General features: G+C 65.0%; 20 protein-coding genes. 10 read left to right on the top strand and 10 right to left on the bottom strand.

Annotated elements, in window-relative coordinates:
- Positions 1-82 precede the first annotated feature (82 nt).
- On the bottom strand, positions 83-757 hold the full coding sequence (locus R4P57_RS15010) for a DUF2848 domain-containing protein (protein WP_317803608.1): 675 nt from the start codon (positions 755-757) through the stop codon (positions 83-85).
- A 130-nt stretch (positions 758-887) separates the two neighbouring features.
- On the opposite strand from R4P57_RS15010, the gene R4P57_RS15005 reads away from it, so the two are divergent.
- A complete protein-coding gene (locus R4P57_RS15005) occupies positions 888-2,237 on the top strand; it encodes an MFS transporter (RefSeq protein WP_317803607.1) in 1,350 nt (449 codons plus the stop codon).
- Here the strand turns inward: R4P57_RS15005 and R4P57_RS15000 are convergent.
- Positions 2,209-2,850: a GntR family transcriptional regulator gene (locus R4P57_RS15000; protein WP_317803606.1), complete on the bottom strand. Its 642-nt coding sequence runs from the start codon at positions 2,848-2,850 to the stop codon at positions 2,209-2,211. The genes R4P57_RS15005 and R4P57_RS15000 overlap by 29 nt on opposite strands.
- Positions 2,851-2,896: 46 nt before the next feature.
- Here R4P57_RS15000 and R4P57_RS14995 point away from each other — a divergent pair, with 46 nt between their 5' ends.
- Entirely contained in the window at positions 2,897-3,697 is an 801-nt protein-coding gene (locus tag R4P57_RS14995; RefSeq protein WP_317803605.1) for a carbon-nitrogen hydrolase family protein, read from the top strand.
- A gap of 174 nt (positions 3,698-3,871) precedes the next feature.
- Here R4P57_RS14995 and R4P57_RS14990 read toward each other — a convergent pair whose 3' ends face one another.
- From R4P57_RS14990 to pdxH, 5 genes are all read right to left on the bottom strand, one after another.
- The gene (locus tag R4P57_RS14990) at positions 3,872-5,170 is read right to left on the bottom strand and encodes a citrate synthase (RefSeq protein WP_317803604.1); all 1,299 of its coding nucleotides are present in this window, start codon (positions 5,168-5,170) and stop codon (positions 3,872-3,874) included.
- A 70-nt stretch (positions 5,171-5,240) separates the two neighbouring features.
- Complete coding sequence (locus R4P57_RS14985; protein WP_317803603.1) at positions 5,241-6,212, bottom strand: carbohydrate kinase; 972 nt, start codon at positions 6,210-6,212, stop codon at positions 5,241-5,243.
- Positions 6,209-7,138, bottom strand: a complete 930-nt coding sequence (locus R4P57_RS14980; protein ID WP_317803602.1) for an aldose 1-epimerase family protein — start codon at positions 7,136-7,138, stop codon at positions 6,209-6,211. Before R4P57_RS14980 ends, R4P57_RS14985 begins: the two co-directional genes overlap by 4 nt.
- Positions 7,122-8,429, bottom strand: coding sequence for an MFS transporter (locus R4P57_RS14975; RefSeq protein WP_317803601.1), 1,308 nt, complete (start codon positions 8,427-8,429; stop codon positions 7,122-7,124). Before R4P57_RS14975 ends, R4P57_RS14980 begins: the two co-directional genes overlap by 17 nt.
- Positions 8,426-9,043, bottom strand: a complete 618-nt coding sequence (pdxH, locus tag R4P57_RS14970; RefSeq protein ID WP_317803662.1) for a pyridoxamine 5'-phosphate oxidase — start codon at positions 9,041-9,043, stop codon at positions 8,426-8,428. Before pdxH ends, R4P57_RS14975 begins: the two co-directional genes overlap by 4 nt.
- A 135-nt stretch (positions 9,044-9,178) precedes the next feature.
- Between pdxH and R4P57_RS14965 the strand changes: the two genes are divergently transcribed.
- The 5 genes from R4P57_RS14965 (at position 9,179) to R4P57_RS14945 (ending at position 14,127) form a co-directional block, all read left to right on the top strand.
- Positions 9,179-10,297 carry a citrate synthase 2 gene (locus R4P57_RS14965; RefSeq protein WP_317803600.1) on the top strand — a complete coding sequence of 373 codons (1,119 nt, stop codon included), beginning with the start codon at positions 9,179-9,181 and terminating at the stop codon, positions 10,295-10,297.
- A gap of 86 nt (positions 10,298-10,383) precedes the next feature.
- Positions 10,384-11,505 (top strand): phosphoserine transaminase, encoded by a 1,122-nt coding sequence (gene serC, locus R4P57_RS14960; RefSeq protein ID WP_317803599.1) that lies wholly within the window; start codon positions 10,384-10,386, stop codon positions 11,503-11,505.
- Between the two features lie 87 nt (positions 11,506-11,592).
- Positions 11,593-12,264, top strand: coding sequence for a rhomboid-like protein (locus R4P57_RS14955; RefSeq protein WP_317803598.1), 672 nt, complete (start codon positions 11,593-11,595; stop codon positions 12,262-12,264).
- A gap of 112 nt (positions 12,265-12,376) precedes the next feature.
- Positions 12,377-13,273 carry a septation protein SepH gene (gene sepH / locus R4P57_RS14950; RefSeq protein ID WP_317803597.1) on the top strand — a complete coding sequence of 299 codons (897 nt, stop codon included), beginning with the start codon at positions 12,377-12,379 and terminating at the stop codon, positions 13,271-13,273.
- Positions 13,274-13,356: 83 nt separating this feature from the next.
- Positions 13,357-14,127 (top strand): DUF6928 family protein, encoded by a 771-nt coding sequence (locus R4P57_RS14945; protein ID WP_411742364.1) that lies wholly within the window; start codon positions 13,357-13,359, stop codon positions 14,125-14,127.
- Between the two features lie 124 nt (positions 14,128-14,251).
- On the opposite strand, the gene R4P57_RS14940 is transcribed toward R4P57_RS14945, so the two are convergent.
- Both R4P57_RS14940 and R4P57_RS14935 read right to left on the bottom strand, forming a co-directional pair.
- Positions 14,252-14,521: a DUF2537 domain-containing protein gene (locus R4P57_RS14940; RefSeq protein ID WP_317803596.1), complete on the bottom strand. Its 270-nt coding sequence runs from the start codon at positions 14,519-14,521 to the stop codon at positions 14,252-14,254.
- On the bottom strand, positions 14,518-15,321 hold the full coding sequence (locus R4P57_RS14935) for an RNA methyltransferase (protein ID WP_317803595.1): 804 nt from the start codon (positions 15,319-15,321) through the stop codon (positions 14,518-14,520). Before R4P57_RS14935 ends, R4P57_RS14940 begins: the two co-directional genes overlap by 4 nt.
- A gap of 117 nt (positions 15,322-15,438) precedes the next feature.
- On the opposite strand from R4P57_RS14935, the gene R4P57_RS14930 reads away from it, so the two are divergent.
- On the top strand, positions 15,439-16,638 hold the full coding sequence (locus tag R4P57_RS14930) for a GNAT family N-acetyltransferase (protein ID WP_317803594.1): 1,200 nt from the start codon (positions 15,439-15,441) through the stop codon (positions 16,636-16,638).
- Here R4P57_RS14930 and R4P57_RS14925 read toward each other — a convergent pair.
- A complete protein-coding gene (locus tag R4P57_RS14925; protein ID WP_317803593.1) occupies positions 16,635-17,402 on the bottom strand; it encodes a hypothetical protein in 768 nt (255 codons plus the stop codon). The genes R4P57_RS14930 and R4P57_RS14925 overlap by 4 nt on opposite strands.
- A gap of 31 nt (positions 17,403-17,433) precedes the next feature.
- On the opposite strand from R4P57_RS14925, the gene R4P57_RS14920 reads away from it, so the two are divergent.
- Together R4P57_RS14920 and R4P57_RS14915 are read left to right on the top strand one after the other, a co-directional pair.
- The gene (locus R4P57_RS14920) at positions 17,434-17,562 is read left to right on the top strand and encodes a hypothetical protein (RefSeq protein ID WP_317803592.1); all 129 of its coding nucleotides are present in this window, start codon (positions 17,434-17,436) and stop codon (positions 17,560-17,562) included.
- A 300-nt stretch (positions 17,563-17,862) separates the two neighbouring features.
- Complete coding sequence (locus R4P57_RS14915) at positions 17,863-18,084, top strand: hypothetical protein (RefSeq protein WP_317803591.1); 222 nt, start codon at positions 17,863-17,865, stop codon at positions 18,082-18,084.
- Positions 18,085-18,093: the final 9 nt, after the last annotated feature.

Here is an 18,093-nt window from a genome sequence, read left to right as displayed (position 1 = left end):
AGTCTCCTGCGGTTGATGCCGGCCCGCCGACGCCGGCTGTGAAGCTCTGGGCATATTCCGCTTCGACTTTACGTCGTGACGGTCAACCGATCGGAGCTGGCATCAACATCGTCTTGTATTCGCAGGTCAACGTGTTGCCGGTTGCGAGGTCGGCCATCTCTACCTTCCAGGCGTCGGAGAACTGATCGACCCCGTGGTGCATCGAGATGGTGCCCGAGATCAATACCGTTCCACGCGAGAACAGTCCACGTTCGGTGAGCACGTCCAACCAGTACTGCGGAGCGAGAAGATCACCGAGCGTTCCCGACTGGATGAGCACACCGTCGGCCCACGCGGTCAGGGTGATCTCGTCGAGTCGGTCGGCCACCTCGCTCAGCCGCCACGCACCGGTGCCGAGCACGTCGGGAGCCGCGTTCTTGCTCCACGCGACGCTGTGGACTTCCAGGTCACGGTCGGTGTGGTCGCACGCAACCGTGAGCAGGACGTCGTCGATCGTGTCGCCCAGGATCACCAGAGCCCACTCCGCCTCACCCGAGGTGCGACCGTGTTGGACGGCGACGGCATCGGTCTGCTGCGCCAAGTACGGCGAGATGGGATACAGCGCCGGGGTCACCGTCGGAGCCGGTACGCCCAATTCGGCCAGCTCGGCGATGTGCGACGCCACCTCTTCCTGGTTGCGACCGGCATAGCCCGCATTGAGCAGTGCGGTCACTTCTACCGACTCGGTCGTGCCGTCGGGCAGCGTGAATGTGAGCATCAGTAAGGACCCTCTCCTCGTAAATTTTCTGTTTCCGATACGCCGAAAGCCTTGCGCATACGTCTTGTATACAGCAAGTATGGAGCACGTACAACGGATAGAGTGATCCCAGGCACACGAAGGAGTCGTCATGACCGAACCAGTTTCGGTGGATAGAAAGGGCCTGGCCAAGGCCTTTGCCGCCAGCCTGACCGGAACGGCATTGGAGTGGTACGACTTCGCCGTCTACTCGGCCGCCGCAGCGCTGGTGTTCCCGCTGGTCTTCTTCCCGGACAGCGACCCACTGACCGGAACATTGCTGGCCTTCTCGACCTACGCCGTCGGGTACATCGCCCGTCCGGTCGGTGGATTCGTCTTCGGGCGACTCGGCGACGTGATCGGCCGAAAACAGCTTCTCGTCATCACCCTGATGCTGATCGGCGTCACGACGTTCGCCATCGGGTTGATCCCCGGGTACGACACCATCGGCATCGCTGCCCCGATCATCCTCGTCACCATGCGGTTCTGCCAGGGCGTTGCCGTCGGCGGCGAGTGGGGCGGAGCCGTTCTGCTCTCCAGTGAGTACGGTGATCCCCGCAAGCGCGGCTTCTGGTCCTCCGCAGCGCAGATCGGACCACCGGCGGGCAACCTGCTCGCCAACGGTGCACTGGCAATCCTGACACTGTCGCTGACCGACCAGCAGTTCGAGTCCTGGGGATGGCGTGTTGCATTCCTCTTCTCGGCCGTGCTCGTCGCGTTCGGTCTGTGGATCCGCCTGAAGCTCGAGGACACCCCGGTGTTCAAAGCACTTCAGGAAAGCGGCGATCGCTCGGAAGCCCCGATCAGCGAAGTGTTCAAGACGGAACTGCGACCACTCGTGGCAGGCATCATGTCCCGCGTTGCACCCGACGTCATCTACGCACTGTTCACCGTCTTCTCGATCACCTACGGAACCCAGAAACTGGGCTTCGAACGTAGCGAGGTACTCACCGCCATTCTGGTCGGCTCCGCCTGCCAGCTCGGTCTGATACCGCTGGCCGGAGCCGTCTCCGACCGCATCAATCGACGTCTGGTCTACGGCGTCGCGGCCGTGGGCGGTGTTGCCTGGAGCGCCATCTTCTTCCTCGTCATCGGCGGCGGATCTCTTCCACTGCTGATCCTCGGCGTCGTTGTGGGCCTGGCGTTCCACTCGTTCATGTACGGGCCGCAGGCAGCGTTCGTGACCGAGCAGTTCAGCGTGCGACTGCGCTCCACCGGCAGTTCGTTGGCCTACACGATCGCAGGAGTGTTCGGTGGGGCGATGGCACCGCTGATCTTCGTGTACCTGCTCGACAAGACGGACAGTTGGGTGCCGATCGCCGGATACATCGTGATCGTCGGCGCGGTGACGCTTGTCGGCCTGGCACTGGGACGCAACCCCGACCCCACCGAGGACGAGCACTACGTGCTACTGAATCAGGAACACGAAAAGGCTACGCGCGCAGCAGAGTCTGAAGTGTGACCTCGAGGTGAGCGTCGATCTTCTCGTGCACCAGGCCCTCGTCGCCGACACTCAGTGCGTCGATGATGGCCTGGTGCTCGGCGCACACCCGGTGCTGCCGGTTGGCCGCGGTGAACAGGGCGCTCAGACCCACCCGCAGCTGCCGAGCACGCAGACCGGCGTACGTGCGGGAGAGCAGATCGCTACCCGCCGAATCGATCAGACTCTGATGGAAGGTGCCGTCCCAGTCGATGAACTCCTTCGGCGCATCCGCACTGTCGGAGTTCATCAGCAATTCCTGCTGCTCGAGCGCATGCTGCATCTGCTCGATCGGAGCGTCGTCGGCGCGCAGCGCTCGGGTGGCCGCGTGCCGCTCCAGGACCCCGCGCAGATCCATCAGTTCGGCGATCTGCCGTCCGGACATCGCCGGTACGTGCGCACCACGCTTGGGCACCATCTCGACCAGACCCTCGGACTGCAGCATCAGCAAGGCTTCACGAACGGGCGTACGCGACACACCGATTCGAGTGGCGAGCTCCTGCTCGTTGAGAAAAGTGCCGGTGGCGGCCGGTGACGACAGCACCTGATCGCGCACGAACAGATACGCCTTCTCCCTCCCCGACAGCGGCTGCATACGATATGTATACCTGTCTTCCTCCTACGAAACCAGGAGTCACACCGTGAGCACGACCATTCGCATCAGTCTCGCCCAGATCACCAGTGGCGTACACCCCGCCGAGAACCTCGAACTCATCGACACTCATGCCCGTGCCGCTGCGGATGCCGGCTCGGACCTCGTGGTGTTTCCGGAGGCGATGATGCGGTGTTTCGGCGGGCCGATACGCAGGTTCGCCGAGCCCCTCGATGGCGAGTGGGCGAACGCGGTGCGTGATATCGCGTCCGCCACCGGCATCACCGTCGTCGCCGGAATGTTCACGCCCGCTGCAGAAGACAGGGTGACGAACACTCTGCTCGTCACCGGCCCCGGAATCGACGCGAGTTACGACAAGATCCACCTGTTCGATGCCTTCGGATTCGCCGAATCAGACACCGTCGCACCGGGTTCGGAGCCCCTCGTGGTCGACATCGCCGGAGTTCGGGTGGGCTTCGCCACCTGCTACGACATTCGATTCCCTTCGCTGTTTCAGAAACTCGGCGATCTCGGCGCGAAACTCGTTGTCGTTCCGGCATCATGGGGATCGGGTGACGGCAAAGTGGATCAGTGGACATTGCTCGCGCGGGCACGCGCACTGGATTCGACGACGTTCATCGCCGCCTGCGACCAAGCGGAACCCGCTGCCGCCGAGGGAAATGCACCATTGGGCGTGGGACACAGCATCGTCTGCTCGCCCACCGGCGAGATTCTCGGGCAACTGGACGCAACACCCGGAATGCTGACCATCGACATCCATACCGAACTGGTCGACGCCGTGCGAAAAACTCTGCCGGTGTTGAAGAACCGCAAGCACTTCGACGCCTGACGGTGCCGCGAACTCGAAGTTGTGGACGGAATTCGGCCGAATCACGTCCATAACTTCGAGTTCGCGGCTACGACGACCACAGTGGCCATATCGCCTGCGTAACTGCGAACTCGGCAAGAACGACAACGCCGCCGACTCCCGATGGGAGCCGGCGGCGTTGTTGAACAGCGAGATCTAGCGGGAGCTGACGTCCTGGTAGTCGCGCTCGGTGTAGCCGGTGTAGATCTGGCGCGGACGGCCGATCTTGCCGGTCGTGTCCTCGTTCTGCTCGCGCCAGTGCGCGATCCAGCCCGGGAGACGGCCCATCGCGAACAACACCGTGAACATGCGCGGCGGGAAGCCCATCGCGCGGTAGATCAGGCCGGTGTAGAAGTCCACGTTGGGGTAGAGCTTGCGCTCGACGAAGTAATCGTCGGTGAGCGCCGTTTCTTCGAGCTTGAGGGCGATATCGAGCAGTTCGTCGCCGTTGCCCAGCTTGCCGAGGATGGTGTGCGCAGTCTCCTTGACCAGCGTCGCGCGCGGATCGAAATTCTTGTACACGCGGTGCCCGAAGCCCATCAGCTTGACGCCGTCTTCCTTGTTCTTCACACGACGCAGGAAGTCCGTGGCGTCGCCGCCCTCGGCCTTGATCTTGTCGAGCATCTCGAGCACGGCCTGGTTGGCACCGCCGTGCAGCGGGCCCCACAGCGCATTGATGCCGCCGGAGATCGAGGTGAACAGGTTCGCCTGCGAGGAGCCGACGAGCCGGACCGTCGACGTGGAGCAGTTCTGCTCGTGGTCGGCATGCAGGATGAGCAGCATGTCGAGGGCCTTGACGATCTCGGGATCGACCTCGTACGGCTCGGCCGGGAACCCGAACGTCATGCGCAGGAAGTTCTCCACCAGAGATTTCGAGTTGTCCGGGTACAGGAACGGCTGACCGGCCGACTTCTTGTAGGCGTAGGCCGCGATGGTCGGCAACTTGGCCAGCAAGCGGATGGTCGAGAGTTCGACCTGCTCCGGGTCGTTGGGGTCCAGCGAATCCTGGTAATACGCCGAGAGCGCGTTGACGGCGCTGGACAGGACCGGCATCGGATGCGCGTTGCGCGGGAACCCGTCGAAGAAGCGCTTGAGGTCCTCGTGCAGCAACGTGTGGCGACGGACGCGATCGGTGAAGGTCTCGAGCTGATCCTCGGACGGCAGCTCACCGTAGATCAGCAGGTAGCTGACCTCGATGAACGACGACTTGCCCGCGAGCTGTTCGATCGGGTAACCGCGGTAGCGCAGGATGCCTGCGTCACCGTCGATGTAGGTGATGGCCGACTTGGTCGACGCGGTGTTGACGAACCCGCCGTCCAACGTCGTGTAGCCGGTGGTGGCCAGCAACTTTCCCAGCTCGATGCCGTTGTTGCCCTCGGAAGCCTGGGCAATCGACATGGAGTACTCGCCACCGGGATAGGTGAGGGTGGCTTTGGCGTCATTCTCAGCGGGCACGAATGGTCCCTCTCGAACTCGTGTAACGGACACGTACTTGAAGCGGACAGTTCTAACGTCGATAGTGAAACTAGTCTCTCGACGCCTCGGACGCCCAGGGAGGGTCGGCACCGGGTCGAGAAACCGTGATTGCCGCTGCTTTTGCGGCGAACTCGAGCGCTTCTTGCCAATCTTGCTTGCTCATCCCTTTCACCGCGTTCGATGTGATAATGCTCTCCTTCTGCAGAAAGCTGAGCAGAGCCCCGTGCACGGTGTCACCAGCGCCGATCGTATCGACGACGTCGACCGCGACACCCGGTACCGAGATCTCCTCGGCCGCGGCAATTCCGGTGCCCGACGTCTCCCCCGGTGCCGTGAACACCGAAATTCCGTCGCCGCCGCGCGTCATGACCACTGCGGTGACCCCCGACGCGAGCCAGTCGTCGACCGTTGTGCCCTGGGTTCCGAGCCCCAACCAATGCGAGTCGTCCTCGGACACCTTGAGAATGTCGATGCTGGGCAACCACGAACGGAAACGGTCGCGAAACCCGTCGGCAGTGATGTCTCCGCTGGTGCTGTCGATGGCGGCAGGCCGGATGTTCGGGTCGAGCATCGTGAGCTTGCCCGCCGCCCGGGCCCGGTGCAGCAGGCCCGCGTACATCGACGCGCCGGGCTCGTAGAGCAGCGACAGTGTGCCGAACGAGAGCACGCTGATCTCGTCGGGCAGATCGCCGGGATCGGCAACGAGGCGGTCGGCTGTGCCGTCGGCGTAGAACGAATACTCGGCGCTGCCGTCGTCGGCGAGGGTGGTCATAGCCAACGTCGTCGGCTCGTCGCCGCGCTGCACCCACGTGGTGTCGACTCCGGCGTCGCGCAGACTCGTCAGGATCTGCTCGCCGAACGGGTCACGCGATATCCGCGAGAGATACGCGACGGGCGAACCCAATCGACCTATCGCGACGGCGACATTGAACGGGCCGCCACCGAGTTTGGGCGAGAGCAGCGGCCCCTCGTGCACCGGAACCAGATCGACCAACGCCTCGCCGCACACCAGAATGGTCACTTCTCGTACCTCATTCCCCAGGTGCCGGACCAGGATTGCCCCGGATCCAGCACGATCAGATCGATTTCGGAGTTCAACGCATCGGGCGGGCACGTCATCGGCTCGATCGCCAACGCCCGTCCTCGATCGGGATAGGCCTGATCGTTGGCGGGATCGGCAGTGAACACCTGAACCCAGCCGAAGCTGCTGTCGGTCCACAGCACGGTCGCGGTGCCGTCGGGGCCACGAAGAACATGGTTCGCTCGGCCGTCGGCCTCGGGCAGCGACGCGCTGAACGGAGTGTCCAGCTGCACGCCCTGCAGCGTTCGCGGCTGCCGGAAGTCGTATTCGGTATCGGCCGTCGGCACCGAATTGCCCACGGGCAGATTGCGAACCGGGTCGAGCGGCAGCCGCGTCCCGGCCGAGAGCTCGAGCGTGCACTCGTCGAGCGGCACGTCTCCCACCCTGGCGAACGTGTGAAAACCCATCCCGTACGGCGCGGGCGAATCACCGGTGTTCGTCGCCGACGCGGTGACGGTGAGACCGTCCGCCGACAGCTCGTGCACCGCGGTCACCGTGATCGAGAACGGCCAACCCTGATGCGTTCCGATGTCCACGCTCTGCTCGACGCGACTGTCGGTGTGCTCCACGAGAGTCCACGCCACGCGTCGGACGAATCCGTGACTGGCGTTGTTGCGCGAGGGCTCGGTGATCTCCAACCGATGCTCGACGCCTTCGAACGTGAACGTGCCGTCGGCCGTTCGATTGGGCCACGGGGCCAACACCAGTCCCGCCGACAGCGGCGGCTTGGAGCCCGCCTCCCACGTCTCGGTGAGCGGTGCGCCCTCGTACTCGAGCGCCCGGAGGCCCGCTCCGACGGCAGCGATGTCTGCCCGATACTTGCCGCTCGTCAACGAATACGTCTGCGCATCAGCCATGGGAGTCATTCTTTACCACCTTCTGTCCGATGACTGCTCCGACTCGATAGCGAATGAACGCCGGAAGTGCCAGCGCGGCGATCGAGACCCCGATGACGACCAGCACTCCACCGCCCGCAGCTGCGGCCGCAGTACCGACGGACGCGGCCGCTGCGCCGTGCAGCACGTCGCCGACGCGCGGGCCACCGGCGACCACGACGATGAAGACACCTTGCAGGCGACCACGCATCTCGTCGGTGGCGACCTGCTGCAGCATCGTGCTGCGGAAGGCCGCCGAGATCATGTCGGCTCCACCGCCGAGGGCAAGGAACGCCAATGCGAACCACAGGGCCACGGTGGTGGCCCCGTCCGTGGCCGCGCCGACGGCCAGACCGAAGCCGATCATCGCCACGCCCCACACGACGATGCAGATCAGCACCGCCAGACCCTGTCTGCGTACTCGGGGCAGCCAGCCGGAGAACACGCCTCCCACCACCGCGCCCGCGGACATCGCTGCGAACAGCATGCCCAACACCGGACCGCCCGAGGCCGGATCGCCGAAGCTCTCGTGCGCGATCTGCGGGAAGAGCGCACGGGGCATACCGAACACCATGGCGATGATGTCGACGACGAACGAGGCCAGCAACACCTTCTGTGTCGCGAGGTAGGCGAAACCGTCGAACACCGAACGCAATCCGGCGCGCTGACCCGACTTCGCCGGCGGTATCCCCGGCAGCCGGATCACTGCCCACAGGGTGGCGAACAGTGCGATGGTGTCGATCAGGTAGAGGGTCTCGAGCCCGATGTAGTAGATGAGGATGCCGGCACTGAGCGGTCCAGCGATAGCGCCGAAGTTCATCACCGTCATGTTCAGCGAGTTCGCGGCGGGCAACTGCTCGGCAGGCAGGATTCGCGGGAGAATTGCGCTGCGCGTCGGCTGGTTCACCGCGAAGAATGCCTGCTGAACGGCCAACAGCACCAGAATGATCCAGACATTGTTCAGGTCGAGGAACGCCTGCAACCAGAACAGCGCCGACGTTCCGATCAGGCCGCAGGTGGTGATCATCAACAGGGTGCGGCGGTCCATCACATCGGCCAGCGCCCCACCCCACAGACCGAACACGATGAGCGGCACCAGCGCGAAGACACCGGTGAGGCCCACATAGGCCGAACTCAGCGTGATCTGGAAAACCTGTTGTGGCACAGCGACGATGGACAGCTGCGCCCCGATGACGGTGACGATGTTCGCCAACCACAACCGCTTGTAGGCCGGAGTTTTCAGCGGTGTCGTATCGGCAAGAATGCCGCGCAATCCACTCACGGCTGCAGACGCTCGATCACACCGCTTGCCACCGTCAGGCGAATTCGGTTGTGCATGCGGCTCGTTCGGCCCTGCCAGAATTCGACCGTCTCCGGTTCGACGCGAAAGCCGCCCCAGTTCGGTGGAACCGGCACCTCGATGCCGTCGAACGTCGCGGTGACCTCGGCCAGGCGCGCAGCCAGATCCTCCCGCGAGCCGATGGGACGTGACTGCTCGGACGCCCATGCCCCCTGCTGGGAGCCGCGGGGCCGCGTGCGCCAATACGCTTCGGTCGTCTCGGCATCGACCTTGACCACCGGGCCGCGGACGGTGAGCTGGCGGGCAATTCCGATCCACGGGAACGTGATCGATGCATACGGCGTCGCAGTGAGCGCACGGCCCTTGTCCGAGTCGTAGTTGGTGTAGAACACCACCCCGGATTCGTCGAAGTCCTTGCACAACACGGTGCGGGTGGCGGGTCTACCTGCCTCGTCGACCGTCCCCAACACGATGGCGTTGGGCTCGGGCAGATTCGCGGCTATCGCGTCGGACAACCACTGCTGCGCCAGCGAACACCACCCGCCCGCCAGAGCATCGACGTCGAGGTCTTCGGGCTCTCCGTAATCCACCCGCATGTTCGCCAGGCGCTGTTCATCTGCAGACACAAGCCCAGACGCTACTCCCGCGTAGTCCCCGGCTATGGTTCTGACGAAGTACGCCCGGATGCGGCGCAGAGCCGGGTGCAGTTGCGACGAGGGAGTCCACAGGCCATGGCTGTTCAACAAGTTCCCGAGGATTTCGTCTCCGGTCTCGAAGGTGTCGTCGCGTTCACCTCCGACATCGCCGAACCCGACAAGGACGGTGGCGCACTGCGGTATCGCGGCGTCGACATCGAGGAACTCGTCGCACAGAACGTCACCTTCGGTGATGTCTGGGCCCTGCTCGTCGACGGAGCGTTCGGGCGTGGGCTTCCGCCGGCCGAACCGTTCCCACTGCCCATCCACACCGGTGACGTTCGCGTCGACGTCCAAGCCGGCCTGGCGATGCTCGCTCCCATCTGGGGCTACCAGCCCGTGCTCGACATCGACGACTCCACCGCTCGCGACAACCTCGCCCGAGCGTCGGTGATGGCACTGTCCTACGTCGCCCAGTCCGCTCGCGGTATCTACCAGCCCGCCGTACCGCAGACCCGTATCGATCAGGCCGCGACCGTCACCGAGCGGTTCATGGTCCGGTGGAAGGGTGAACCGGATCCCGCCCACGTCGCCGCCATCGATGCGTACTGGGTCTCGGCCGCCGAGCACGGCATGAACGCCTCGACGTTCACCGCGCGCGTCATCGCCTCCACCGGAGCCGACGTCGCCGCCTGCCTCTCGGGTGCCATCGGTGCGATGTCCGGACCTCTGCACGGCGGCGCGCCCGCCCGCGTCCTGCCGATGATCGAACAAGTGGAACAGACCGGCGACGCACGCGCCTTGATCACCGGAATCCTGGACCGCAAAGAGAAGCTCATGGGCTTCGGGCACCGCGTCTACCGCGCCGAGGACCCTCGCGCCCGTGTTCTGCGCGCCACCGCCAAGAGACTGAATGCACCGCGCTACGAGGTCGCCGCTGCGCTCGAGCAAGCTGCACTGGCCGAGCTACGCGAACGCCGCCCCGATCGAGCGATCGAAACCAACGTCGAGTTCTGGGCCGCGGTGATCCTCGACTTCGCCGAGGTACCAGCACACATGATGCCCGCGATGTTCACCTGCGGCCGTACCGCCGGCTGGTGCGCGCACATCATGGAACAGAAGCGTCTCGGCAAGCTCGTTCGGCCGGCCGCCCTCTACACCGGCCCCGAACCCCGCACCCCCGAGTCTGTCGAAGGCTGGGAGCTGATCCGGTAGTCGAAGGTGTCGTGGCACCCGACTACGCTCAGTATTCGACTAACCTCCGGGTGCCATATTCCCTCGACGCTAGGACGCGCTACTCCATGGCCGAATTGCCGATCATTCCCGCCGATCTCCTGCCCGCCGACGGCCGCTTCGGTTGCGGCCCGTCCAAGGTTCGCCCTGAGCAGCTGCAATCCTTGGTCGATGTCGGCGCTTCCGTGTTCGGCACCAGCCATCGTCAGAAGCCCGTCAAGGACGTCGTAGGCCGCGTGCGCAGTGGCTTGAAGGATCTGTTCTCGCTCCCCGAGGGCTACGAGGTCGTGCTCGGCAACGGTGGCACCACCGCGTTCTGGGACGCTGCTGCCTTCGGCCTGATTCGCGAGAAGTCGCTGCACCTGACCAACGGCGAGTTCAGCTCGAAGTTCGCCTCGGTGGCCAAGAACAACCCGTTCATCGGTGATCCGATCGTCGTCAAGGCCGAGCCGGGCAGCGCGCCCGAGCCCACCTCGGACCCGTCCGTCGACCTCATCGGTTGGGCGCACAACGAGACCTCGACGGGCGTGGCCATCCCGGTCAGCCGTCCGGCCGGCTCCGAGAACGCTCTCATCGCGATCGACGCCACCTCCGGTGCAGGCGGTCTGCCGGTGAACGTCGCCGACTCGGACGTCTACTACTTCGCTCCGCAGAAGTGCTTCGCCGCCGACGGTGGCCTGTGGGTCGCGCTGATGAGCCCGGCCGCGCTCGAGCGCGTCAGCGAAATAGCTGCCACGGATCGGTGGGTCCCGGACTTCCTGTCGCTGCCGATCGCCGTCGACAACAGCAGCAAGAACCAGACGTACAACACCCCGGCCGTGGCGACACTGCTGCTCTTCGCCGATCAGATCGAATGGCTCAACTCGCAGGGCGGCCTCGACTGGGCCACCAAGCGCACCGCCGACTCGTCCTCACGCCTGTACGACTGGGCCGAGAAGAGCGAATACGCAACGCCGTTCGTGACGAACCCGGATCACCGCAGCCAGGTCGTCGGCACCATCGACTTCGACGAGAAGGTCGACGCAGCCCAGGTTGCGAAGATCCTGCGCGCCAACGGCGTCGTCGACACCGAGCCGTACCGCAAGCTCGGCCGCAACCAGTTGCGTGTCGGTATGTTCCCGGCCATCGAGCCGGACGACATCACCGCACTGACCACGAGCATCGACTGGGTCGTGTCCACACTGGGTTAGCAGCAAGCTCACAGCTACGGCGCTCCCTTCGCGGCTTACACTTGCATTGAAGTACGCAAGCGTAACGACCTCGGAGGGAGCGCTCGTATGTACAGGCTCCTGGCATTCGCGCTACGGATTCGCGTGACTCTGGTGTACTGCGCACTCGCGGTAGCGGGAACCATCGCGCTCGGCCAGATCGGCCCGCACGATCGCTGGCACGTGCTGCACGCGGCGAGCACCAACCTGCACAATCTGACCGACGGCCACCTCGCCACCCTCGTCACGAGCGTCTTTCTCACCGAAGGACGGGTGAACTGGTTGTGGTTGGCCGCGGTCGCCCTGTTGTTCGCCGTCGCCGAATGGATCTCCGGCTGGCGACGCTTTCTGCTGACCTTCAGCGCCGGACACGTCGGTGCGACGGCAGTGGTCGCCGTCGGCCTGCTCATCGGCATTCACAACGACTGGCTCGCGGACTCGCTGGCGATGGCCGTCGACGTGGGTGTCAGCTATGCAGCAGCAGCGGTCGCCGGGTCGATGGTGAGGTACCTGCCGATGCCGTGGCGTGCGGGCTGGGCCGCACTGTGGATCGGCGTCGTCACGATCAGTGGAGTATCGGACCCGTCCTTCACCGCCGTCGGGCACGCGATCGCCCTGACCACCGGCTTCGGCCTGGGTGCACTCTACCTTCGCAGAGACGCATCGACGTTGTCCCACAAAGTAATTGGCGGAACATCGACCGAATGGGTGCAGCCGAGCCCGCAGCTGTCTACCCTCTGATAGGTAAACGATCGTCGGCAGAAGCGATGCGTGTCGAACACCCGCCGAGTACGGCAGGTGAACTAGGCTCGAATTCGACGGTATCGCGAGCCGGCGCGATGAGGAGGTCAAGGTGCGAGACTTACGTGTGGTGGGTCTCGAGGCCGACGGAAAGTTCGTCGTGTGCGCAGATCCCAAGACCGGCGACAGATTCCGGCTTCCAGCCGACGACAAGCTCCGCGCGGCCTCACGCGGTGACATCGCTCGACTAGGACAGATTGAGATCGAAATGGACAGCTTGCTTCGGCCGAAAGAAATTCAGGCCCGTATCCGCAGCGGAGCGACCATCGAACAGGTTGCCGCCGACTCCGGAATGGCCATCAGTCGCGTCGAGGTGTTCGCTCACCCGGTGCTGCTCGAACGCTCGCAGGCCGCGTCGATGGCCCAGTCCGGTCATCCGCTACGCCACGACGGCCCGGCCGTGCAGACCCTGCTCGAGATCGTCACCCTCGCCTTCCGCGCTCGCGGCCACAATCTCGACGACGCGGCATGGGACGCCTGGCGCGACGAGGACAACAAGTGGGTCGCACAGCTCAAGTGGCAGGCGGGCCGCACCACCAACAAGGCGCACTGGCAGTTCCTGCCCGACGGGCACGGCGGGACCATCGCGCCGCTCGACGACACCGCACACGAACTGATCGATCCCGACTTCGGACGCCAACTGCGCGGACTGGCACCGGTGCGCGCACTCACGTCCTCCGAGGATTCCAACGACGACGAGGCCTCGCAGCAGAGCTTCGACGACTACTACGGCACCACCGCCGACAGCGAAATCGACGCCGAGACCATCGAGGTGGACGACGCGCCGACTCCCGAGCCCGAGCAGCCGCGCGAACCGGCGTCCAGGGAACCCCGGCCCGCACCCAAGCCTGCCGCCGGTCACACCAGCGGCAAGGACAAGCGCGGCAAGCCAGCCATGCCGTCGTGGGAGGACGTCCTGCTCGGTGTTCGCAGCAGCGGTCACAACTGAGTTCTGATGTGACCGATGTGCCGCGCGGTGACGAACCGCCGACGCTCACACCGTAGGCTTCCCAGGAGGTAACGGAGAGAGAGGTGCCGGTAGTGGGGGCCAAAGCATCAACGATCTGGTACGTGGACGCACCGGATCCCATTTCTGTACTCCGAGAGGCCAACACCTCGGACTGGAATGCTGCGAGCGCACTCGTCGGACGTCTGTACCCCCACCTGACGGCGGTGCCCCTCGGACAGGGCCCCATATCGACCTCTGCAGGCGTGGACGACGATCACGTCTTCATCGGTTGCTACCCAGGCGTCACCGTGGTCTGCGGATCCAATCTCGCGGTGCCCACCCCGTCGACGCTTCCCGAATCCTTCACTCGCCCTCTGGCGTCCGAGCACACCTACCTCGTCGCCTCGGATCCCCAACACGCCTGGGGTGCGTTCGCGTACTGGGAGCGCGGTGAATTCCGCCGATCCTTCAGCGCCACCCCGGTGTACATCTACGAGGACGCGGGCCTGCCACTGGTGTGGGAGCGGTCGTTCTGGGCCGGTGAGCATCCGCTGATCTATCCGCCCGGAGTGATGCCGGATCCGCAATCGCTGCCGTTCCACCCACAGGAATTCGCCGAGGCAGCCAACGCCGAGTGGCTCGGATTTCGCTACACCGGTGCACCACACGCGGACGAATTCGATCCGAACACCCTGCCGGTCTGTGGCTTCACGATGTACGTTCCGGGACAGGAGCCGCCGCCACCGAACCAGCAGAGCCGAAGCTCGAACGGCCATGGCGCACAGGAACCCATGCCCGACGCCCCCGACGAGCAGGCACCGCGACCGAAGAAGCGTTGGTTCTCGCGCAAATAGATGCCTCGTCCTGCCAGGGTGGTCGCCGTTGCACGCAGCCACCGCAGGTCGACGGGTTTCCGCCGAGTGTCGCCGGTAGTGCGCAACCCTGCCCACTGTCGGAGACCGACGAAGAAGACGACTGTCAGAACGCCAGCGCCGCCAGTGCCACGAAGCTCAGGATGGAACCGATACCGGCTCCGTAGACGGCCCAGCGCCACACCGGTATCGCGAGCCACCGCATGACCGTCGGTGCCGCACCCGCAACGATGATGATGTTCAGACCGATCGCCAGCAGCGGATGAATTCTGGCCAGTTCCAGGCCGAAGGCCGTCAGTGCCACACCCGCCAGCGCCGCCGCGATCACGGCGATCGGGATTCCGGTCCAGCGGACGCCCGGGTCGTGGTCGTTCACGTCAGGCGCACGCGTTCGTAGAACCCCATCGCAGCGGCTGTCGCCACATTGAGTGAATCGGTGCCAGGAGCCATCGGAATGCGCGCGCGAATGTCTGTGGCGCGCATGGCATGTTCGGTCAGACCCGGTCCCTCTGCGCCGAGCAACAACGCCACCTTCTCCCCCGTCATCGCCGCCGCCAGCGACACCGCCGCCGGATTGGGTGTCAGCGAGATCAGCTGAAAACCATGCGCGCGAACGCGATCGAGGCCGCGCGGCCACTCGGGCACCTTGGCGAACGGCACCCGCAGCACATGCCCCATCGATACCCGCACCGAACGTCGATAGAGCGGATCCGCGCACGCCGCTCCGAACAGCACGGCATCCACTCCGAGGCCTGCCGCGTTGCGGAACATCGACCCGAGGTTCTCGTGATCGTTGACGCCCTCGAGAATCGCTACCGTCTTCGCGTCGGCCAGCACCTCGTCGAGATCGAGGGCCTGCGGCCTGTTCGCCGCCGCCAACACACCACGATTGAGATGGAAGCCGACGACCTCGGCCATCACCTCCGCGGACGTCCGATAGAAAGGGACGTCCGAATCGACGAGATCGTCGCGCAAGGTGTCGAGCCGTCGATCCACGCCCAGCAGGCTGATCATCGGGAAGCGCGAGGTCAGCAGGCGCTGCGCAACCAACACGCCCTCGGCGATCACCAATCCCTTGCCCTCGGGCAGATCGGGTCGCCGATCCGACGAGTTGAGATCGCGGAAATCGTCCAGTCGCGGGTCCGATGGGTCGTCGATATCGATTACATGCACCACGTGCTCATCTTGTCACCCGGCCGATTTCGAGACTCCGTCGGCGAAGCGCAGTACGCATACGGCTGAAATCCCGGGTCCTTCCGCGGGCTCCACTCCTGTATGGAAAAGTTATGAGCGATGACTACCGACGAATCGATCACCATCCGCACCGCCACCGACGACGACTGGGATGCCGTCGCGCTGCTCGACGCCCACGCATTCGGCGAGCACCAGAACGCCGAGGACCTGGCCGAGACACAGATCCTGACTCAGTCCGAGCACGTGTACCTGGCGTGGGACGGCGAGACCCCGGTGGGTGTGGCCATGCACTTCCCGATGTCGGTCACCGTTCCCGGTGGTGCGCAGGTCGAGGCGTCCGGAGTCTCCTGGGTGTCGGTCGCGCCGACGCATCGTCGACGCGGCATCCTGCGATCGATGTTCACCCAGCAGCACCGCGCCCTGAACGACGCGGGCGCACCGCTCTCCCTGCTCACAGCCAGCGAGGCGACGATCTACGGACGCTTCGGATACGGGCCCTTGACCGAGGAGATCAGCGTCTCGATCGACCGTCGATTCGCGCAGTTCCGCACGGACGCTCCCCCGGCCACCGGTGTGCGGCTGATCGAATCGGCCGAGGCCGCCGAACTGCTCCCCGACATCTACCACCGCTGGCAGCAGCAGACCGCGGGCGCGCAGCCCAAGCCGCCGATCCGCTGGGAGCGGTTCTTCGCCGACCGCGAGAACCGGCGCGGCGGACTGACGGCTCTGTTCTTCGTCGTTCATCCCGACGGATACGTCGCCTACCGACGCGGACAGAACCCGAGTCGGGTGGTGGTACAGGAATTCATCGCGGTGACCGACGACGCGTACGCCGCGTTGTGGCAGATCCTCGTCGGAGTGGACCTGGTCGACACCATCGAGGTACGGCAGGCACGGGACGAAGCTCTGCCGTTCCTGCTGACCAACAATCGGCTACCCAAGGTCACGGCTCACCACGACGCTCTGTGGGGCCGCATCATGCACGTCGAGGCAGCGTTGGAGGCTCGCACCTACGCTCTCGACACCTCGCTGATCATCGCTGTGCGAGATCCCTTCCTCGATGCGGGCGGCACCTACTCACTGACCGTGACCGACGGCCGAGCCACCTGCACCCGGGTGGAATCCGAACCGGACATCGAACTCGACATCGACGTGCTCGCCAGCATCTACTTCGGCACCCACCGGGCTCGATTGTTCGCCGCCGCCAATCGCCTCACTGCCCGCAACGAGGAATCTCTGCATGCGCTGGATCTGACGTTCGGAACAGCGCGCCCGGCCGTCATGGGCTGGGGTTTTTAGAGCGGGCTGTTCGGCTTGTCGAGCGCGGTGGCCGAGCCACCCCGCATCCACAGGGCAGCGCACAGCGTCACCGCGATCAGCACCGTCATGTAAGCAATGAATTCGACGCTGCCGTGACCGCTCGTGGCGTGGTAGATCAACGGTGCCGTGCCCCCGAAGAGGGAGTTCGCCACGGCGTAGCCGAAGCCGACGCCCAGGGCTCGGATGTGTGGGGGAAACACTTCGGCCTTGGCGATGCCGTTCACCGACAGGTAGCAGGTGAGGACGAAAAATGCGCACACCAGGATGACGAGGACCGCCGGCGGAGATGTCACCCGGGTGGTCGCCAGCACCAGCGCTCCGGTGGCCGGTATCCCCAGTGCCCCGAATGCGACGAGAAGAGGGAAGTTGAGCCCTGTCTCGAGAGGACTGAGACCGACAACGGTCTGTAGGTAGAGGGTGACGAAGTAGAACTGGGAGAAGAGGACGGCGTAGAAGAACACCGTGACCAGGTTGGCCGAGAGCCGGGTTCGGTCGGTGAAGAAATGCAGCGGAACCAGTGGGTCCCGTGCTCGTGTCCGGTAGACCAAAACTGCAGCCAACAAGGCAAAATCACCGCTGATGAAGCCCACGACTTGCAGTGACGTCCACGGGGTGGTCGCCGCTTCGATGGCGCCGAGGACGATGGCGGGGAAGGCGAGCACGATGCCGACCGAGGACGGGATGTCGATGCTGCTCCATTTGCCGCTGGGACGGCCCCCGGACACCAACCGCGGCACGAGCACGAGAGCAGAGTCAGTTGACGTCGAGGGCACCGTGTCCGACCTGCTCGACCTGGTCGTTGCGCCGATCTTCTACCGCTATCAGTTTGCCGACCATCCGGCTACGACGGACTACGCACACATGTTGGCCGTCCGTGGATGGGCTTCACTGATGGCCCGCTGAGCACCTGTAGGGAATCGTCCATCGGCAGCTTCTCGATCTGCATCCTCATTGCGCGCTGTCCCACTCTCGTACGCCACAGCGCCACGTCTCCAGTCTCCGCCCGGAAGCATCCACGCCGCAGCAACAGCGCCGGGAGACTCGCGACCAGCCGCAGAAGACATCGGGCGCGGGTCGGCCGGTGCGGCGGGAAGGAAGGATGGCAGGCCGTCGGCCCCCGGCATCGCCCCAGGTCACAATGGCCCCGCAACGGCTCCTGTATCTGAGATGGCCGACGTCGGGCACGCACCCAAGGAGGCGCAGATGAGCACGGGCGACGAGCGGCCGGACGCCGTTGAGCATCGGATCAACGAGGCAAAGGAGGCCGCCGACCGGGTCGAGGACAACGAAGGCCTGGGCCTGCACCACCGGGAGACGGACCAGCACAGCGCCTTCGAGCTCTCGGCCGACCGACCCGGAACGCGAGGGAGAACCCGAGCCATCGGCCGCGACCCGGGAGCCCCGGGCGAGGCCTCGAAGCGGTGACCGCCGACC

The sequence above is a fragment of the Rhodococcus sp. IEGM 1330 genome (genome assembly GCF_033142445.1).
Classification (GTDB): Bacteria; Actinomycetota; Actinomycetes; order Mycobacteriales; family Mycobacteriaceae; genus Rhodococcoides.
This window is presented reverse-complemented; position numbering and strand designations above follow the sequence as displayed.

Bases quoted from the DNA above. Each gene is read 5' to 3' on its own strand.
- R4P57_RS15010 (WP_317803608.1), bottom strand. From the start codon at position 757: ATGCTCACATTCACGCTGCCCGACGGCACGACCGAGTCGGTAGAAGTG.
- R4P57_RS15005 (WP_317803607.1), top strand. From the start codon at position 888: ATGACCGAACCAGTTTCGGTGGATAGAAAGGGCCTGGCCAAGGCCTTT.
- R4P57_RS15000 (WP_317803606.1), bottom strand. From the start codon at position 2,850: ATGCAGCCGCTGTCGGGGAGGGAGAAGGCGTATCTGTTCGTGCGCGAT.
- R4P57_RS14980 (WP_317803602.1), bottom strand. From the start codon at position 7,138: ATGACTCCCATGGCTGATGCGCAGACGTATTCGTTGACGAGCGGCAAG.
- pdxH (WP_317803662.1), bottom strand. From the start codon at position 9,043: ATGCGGGTGGATTACGGAGAGCCCGAAGACCTCGACGTCGATGCTCTG.
- R4P57_RS14965 (WP_317803600.1), top strand. From the start codon at position 9,179: ATGGCTGTTCAACAAGTTCCCGAGGATTTCGTCTCCGGTCTCGAAGGT.
- serC (WP_317803599.1), top strand. From the start codon at position 10,384: ATGGCCGAATTGCCGATCATTCCCGCCGATCTCCTGCCCGCCGACGGC.
- R4P57_RS14955 (WP_317803598.1), top strand. From the start codon at position 11,593: ATGTACAGGCTCCTGGCATTCGCGCTACGGATTCGCGTGACTCTGGTG.
- R4P57_RS14930 (WP_317803594.1), top strand. From the start codon at position 15,439: ATGACTACCGACGAATCGATCACCATCCGCACCGCCACCGACGACGAC.
- R4P57_RS14915 (WP_317803591.1), top strand. From the start codon at position 17,863: ATGAGCACGGGCGACGAGCGGCCGGACGCCGTTGAGCATCGGATCAAC.